This window comes from uncultured Mailhella sp. (genome assembly GCF_905187505.1).
Taxonomy (GTDB): domain Bacteria; phylum Desulfobacterota; class Desulfovibrionia; order Desulfovibrionales; family Desulfovibrionaceae; genus Mailhella.
This window is the reverse complement of the sequence record NZ_CAJJIC010000164.1, coordinates 1-4,345: the sequence shown is the minus strand read 5'-3', so window position 1 is coordinate 4,345 and position 4,345 is coordinate 1. Positions and strand designations below refer to the sequence as shown.

Annotated in this window: 6 protein-coding genes; 5 read left to right on the top strand and 1 reads right to left on the bottom strand. The window is 54.1% G+C overall.

What is annotated here, in order from left to right; all coding sequences use genetic code 11:
- From QZZ60_RS10765 to QZZ60_RS10745, 5 genes are all read left to right on the top strand, one after another.
- The coding region (locus QZZ60_RS10765) for a hypothetical protein (RefSeq protein WP_295641282.1) at positions 1-194 on the top strand (194 nt) is incomplete at its 5' end.
- Positions 160-822, top strand: coding sequence for a flavodoxin family protein (locus QZZ60_RS10760; RefSeq protein ID WP_367119419.1), 663 nt, complete (start codon positions 160-162; stop codon positions 820-822). The genes QZZ60_RS10765 and QZZ60_RS10760, both read left to right, overlap by 35 nt.
- Positions 819-1,655 carry an amidohydrolase family protein gene (locus tag QZZ60_RS10755; protein ID WP_295641278.1) on the top strand — a complete coding sequence of 279 codons (837 nt, stop codon included), beginning with the start codon at positions 819-821 and terminating at the stop codon, positions 1,653-1,655. The genes QZZ60_RS10760 and QZZ60_RS10755 overlap by 4 nt, the downstream gene beginning before the upstream one ends.
- A 21-nt stretch (positions 1,656-1,676) precedes the next feature.
- Positions 1,677-2,543 (top strand): amidohydrolase family protein, encoded by an 867-nt coding sequence (locus QZZ60_RS10750; RefSeq protein WP_295641276.1) that lies wholly within the window; start codon positions 1,677-1,679, stop codon positions 2,541-2,543.
- A 76-nt stretch (positions 2,544-2,619) separates the two neighbouring features.
- Positions 2,620-4,098, top strand: coding sequence for a hypothetical protein (locus tag QZZ60_RS10745; protein ID WP_295641274.1), 1,479 nt, complete (start codon positions 2,620-2,622; stop codon positions 4,096-4,098).
- Here QZZ60_RS10745 and QZZ60_RS10740 read toward each other — a convergent pair.
- On the bottom strand, positions 4,095-4,345 hold a 251-nt coding region (locus QZZ60_RS10740), incomplete at its 5' end, for a hypothetical protein (protein ID WP_295641272.1). The two genes, QZZ60_RS10745 and QZZ60_RS10740, sit on opposite strands and share 4 nt — an antisense overlap.

The following is a 4,345-nucleotide window of genomic DNA, read 5'->3' as shown; positions in this document are numbered from 1 at the left end:
ACTTTTTTCATTTTTGCCGCGCGGGGGACGAATCGCCCGTCATGTCACAACAAAAACTTGTCATAAATTTAAAAAAATCTCTTGTGACACCTATAAATGTTTGTATATTAGAAATCGGTTTATTTATACAACTTGTTAAAGTTATTGGAGAAAAAAGTTATGAAGGTGCTGGCGATCAATGGGAGCCCCCATAGCAATGGAGTGACGTTTACCGCAATGAAAATTGTTGCCGATGCGCTGGATTCGGAAGGCATAGACACGGAGTTTGTGCAAGTAGGATCAACTCCGCTGCGCGGGTGCACCGACTGCCTTATGTGCCGCAAAAGCGGAAGCTTCCGTTGCGTGATTGACGACATGGTCAACCGTGCCATTGAAACGCTTGAGCATTGCGACGGCATACTCCTTGGAGCTCCCACCTATTTCTGCGGGATTCCCGGACCGGCCAAAACCTTTCTCGACCGTTTTTTCTACGCATCGCAGATGACGCGCGCCATGCATTTCAAGGCGGGCGCCTCGGTTACCGCCCTGCGTCGTTCCGGCGGCGTGACGGCTCTGCATCAGCTCAACAACTATCTCATGCCCAGCCACATCGTCATGGTGCCGAGCCAGTACCACAACGGACTGTTCGGCAAGAGCCCTGAAGAAGCCATGAGGGACGAGGAGGGCGTGCAGACGCTGAAGATGCTCGGCAGAAACATGGCATGGCTCATGAAGAGCCTGCAGTACGCCAGGGAGGCCTGTCCTCCTCCGGCATTTACGGAACGGATACGCACGAATTTCCCCGGCAACAGAACCGAAAACTACAGAGAGGGAACGAAATGAAGGTCATCGACATGAGAATGCGTCCGCCTTTCGGCGGCTTTCTTGAAGGCATGCTGTACAATGTGGAAGGCAATCGCAGAATGGCGGAACGCCGCGGTCTCGAAATTGCTCCTTCCGTGCTGGAAAAGTCCATGGAACGGCTGCTTGAGGAAATGGATGAAGCCGGAGTCACGCTCGGCGTCGTGACCATGCGGAAAACCAACGGCGGCCGCAACGAGGAGCTCCTTGAGCTTCTGGACCGGTATCCCGGCCGGTTCATAGGCATTCCCCAGATAGACCCCATGGAGGGCGAGGCGGCTCTCGACGAAATAGACCGCTACGTGATCAACGGCCCCTGCCGGGGCATCATCATTGAACCCAACCATCTTTGCAGCCCCGAGCAGTGGTACATTACGGACAGCAGGGCTTTTCCCGTGTACGAGAAGTGCCAGAAGAACGGCATTCCTCTTCTGTTCACCTACGGCGGAAGACTGGTGCGGGATCAGGGGTATCTGGATCCTGTGTATGCGGACCGTCTCGGCTTCATGTTTCCCGATCTGAAGATGGTGTTCTGTCATGGCGGCTGGCCGCACGTCGTGCAGATGTGCCATGCGGCGGTGCAGCATCCCAACATCTACATTTCCGCCGACGTCTACATGATGAACTTTACTGCCGGCTGGCAGGACTACGTCACGGCCGCCAACTATCAGCTTCAGGATCAGATGATGTTCGGCTCCGCCTATCCCATCGTGTCCTTGAAGGAGGCCGTCAGCCGTTACCGCAGTGTGTTGCGTGAAGAGGTGGCGGAAAAGATCATGTATGGCAATGCGGCCCGTCTTTTCAACATTGCATGACGCCGAATGCGGGGAGAAGCCATGAATATTATCGACATGCGTTCCCGTCCGCCGTTCGGCCGCTTTGCCGATCAGTGGGTATTCAATGTCAATGATTCGGAAAAGGGCATGGGCCTTGCCCGAAAGTTTGCCAACATGGACATTCCCATGCCGGATTCCATTCTGCACAAGTCCATGGATCACTACCTTCGCGAGATGGACGAGTCGGGCATACGCAAAGCCGTTGTGCCGCTGAGAAAAAGTCCCACGCTGGACAATGGCGATCTGCTGGAGCTTCTGAAGTCCTGGCCGGATCGGTTCATAGGCTTCATCGGCGTGCGTCCTCTGGCCGATCCCATGGAACAGATACTTCGCGACATCGACGAGCTTATCGTTCACGGGCCTTGTCACGGTCTCATCATGGAGCCGGGCATAGATCCTGTGCCCTGGAAAATGGATGATGAACGGGTGTTCCCCATATACGAGAAGTGCGAGTCGCTGGGCATTCCTCTGAATGTGCTGCTCGGCGGTGTGTTCCATCGCCCCGACGCCCCGGATTCCGGCCTGTATTCTCCGCTGCTGGCCGAGCATGTGGCAGCCGCCTTCCCGAGGCTCCACATTCTTCTTTCCCATGCAGGATGGCCCTGGACCGTTGCGGCCTGCGCGGCGGCCATCAACTGGGACAACATATGGCTTGCGCCGGACAGCTATCTGGTCAGGCATCCCGGCTCGCAGGATTACGTCGTCGGGGCGAACTACCGGCTTCAGGACAAGTTCGTTTTCGGCAGCACATATCCTGCATCTCCCATGCAGTATACCGTCGAGCAGTGCAAATCCATGCTCAGAAAGGAAGTCTGGGAAAAATTCTTCTGCAAAAATGCCGAGAATTTTTTGAACATTCATATCTGATGCGTGTCAATAGTGATGAAATGTAAAAATATATAGTCATTCATGGTGCGTTATGGCAGCATGTTTGGGGGACGATATGGAGAGAATATCTTCCATTGACATTGAGCTGAAAAAAAGACGCAGATACCATCTGCACGCGGCTATCTGCCTGCTGCTTACGTTTGGTACGGGCTTTCTTCCTCCCGTGGGCAATATTACTCCGACGGGTATGCAGGCCATAGGTATTTTTGTCGGCATGCTCTACGGATGGTCGACCATGGAAATGCTGTGGCCGAGCCTCCTCGGTATTGTAGCCATAGGGCTCAGCGGCTACACTAATATGGCCGGAGCCTTCAAGAGCGCCGTGGGCGACAATCTCACGCTTCAGATCATCAGCGTGCTGCTTTTTGCCGCCTACATGGAAAAGAGCGGATTGAGTCTTTTCATCTCCCGCTGGTTCGCCAGCCGCAAGCTGTCCGTGGGGAGACCGTGGATTATGAGCCTCATGGTGCTCACGAGTGCATTTGTACTTTCCGTGTTCACCAACGGATCGGCGGCCATCATCATCAGCTGGAGCTTCTTCTACAAGATTCTGGAAAGCTGCGACTACACCATCAAGGATGCCTATACCAACGTCATGCTTTTCGGCATCGTTTTTGCCGGACTTGTAGGTGCCGTCTGCCTTCCCTATCAGGTGATGTCGGTCATTTATCTTGATGCCCTCAGAACAAGTACCGGCATAGAAATGAATCCGCTGGTCTATTTCTTTTCCCGTTCCGCGATCAGCTACATTCTCATTCTCATATTCTGGCTGATATGCCGGTTCATCATCCGGCCCGATACCAGCAAGCTGCTGCGGGCCGGCGATCTGTTCGCCAGTATGCGCGACGACAAGATGACCACGGAACAGAAAATAGCCATCAGTGCGTTCACCATTTTTCTGCTGGCGCTGTTTGCTCCTGGCAATCTTCCTAAAAGCTGGCCCCTTGTGGGGATCCTCGGCAAGCTCGGTCTGGTCGGCATAGCCACGGTCATCTTCATCATTCTCAGCATCGTGCACGTCATCAGAGACGGCAAGTCCGTCGCGCTCATGAATTTTTCCGAGCTCATGAAAACGGGCATGAACTGGAACCTCATCATGTGCATAGCCGTGACGGCGCCCATGGCCAATATGCTGGAGTCCGACAAGACCGGTGTGTTCCATCAGTTCATCGCCATATTCGAACCGCTGACCCGAAGCATGGGAACGGTGGGATTCGTATTCGTCGTGGTGCTTTTCGTGGGCGTGCTCACCCAGATAAGCCATAACACCGTGCTCGCCCGGGTCATCACGCCCATGCTGCTGCCGCTGGCCGCAACCATAGGCATCAACCCCATAGCCATGATGATGGTCATTGTACTGCCTATTCAGGTGGCCGTGTGCACGCCCGCCGCCTCTGGCAACGCCGCACTGATATGGAGCAACACGGAATGGGTGCAGAAGAAGTGGATCTTCTTCCTGTGCGTGCTGGCATTCCTGCTTACGCTGATTTACAGTCTGGCACTGCTTCCCGTGCTCCTGGCCATATTCAACTAGCAAAGCTCTCCGCAGCCTGAAAAGTCTCCTGCATTGAGGGACGGGGGAAAACGATGTCCGAAGTCGTCATCCCCCGTCCCCTTATGCTGTGTTCCGCTGACCTGAGAATGCACCGGATCGATGTCGTGCGAGCGAAGATTCTTTTCTCTGCCGGCAAAATCCTGTAATAAATGCCCTGCAGGGCATTTTTTATTGGTTAAAAGAAAACCCCCAGCTAGGCTGGGGGTTCCCGAAAACTTATAGTTAT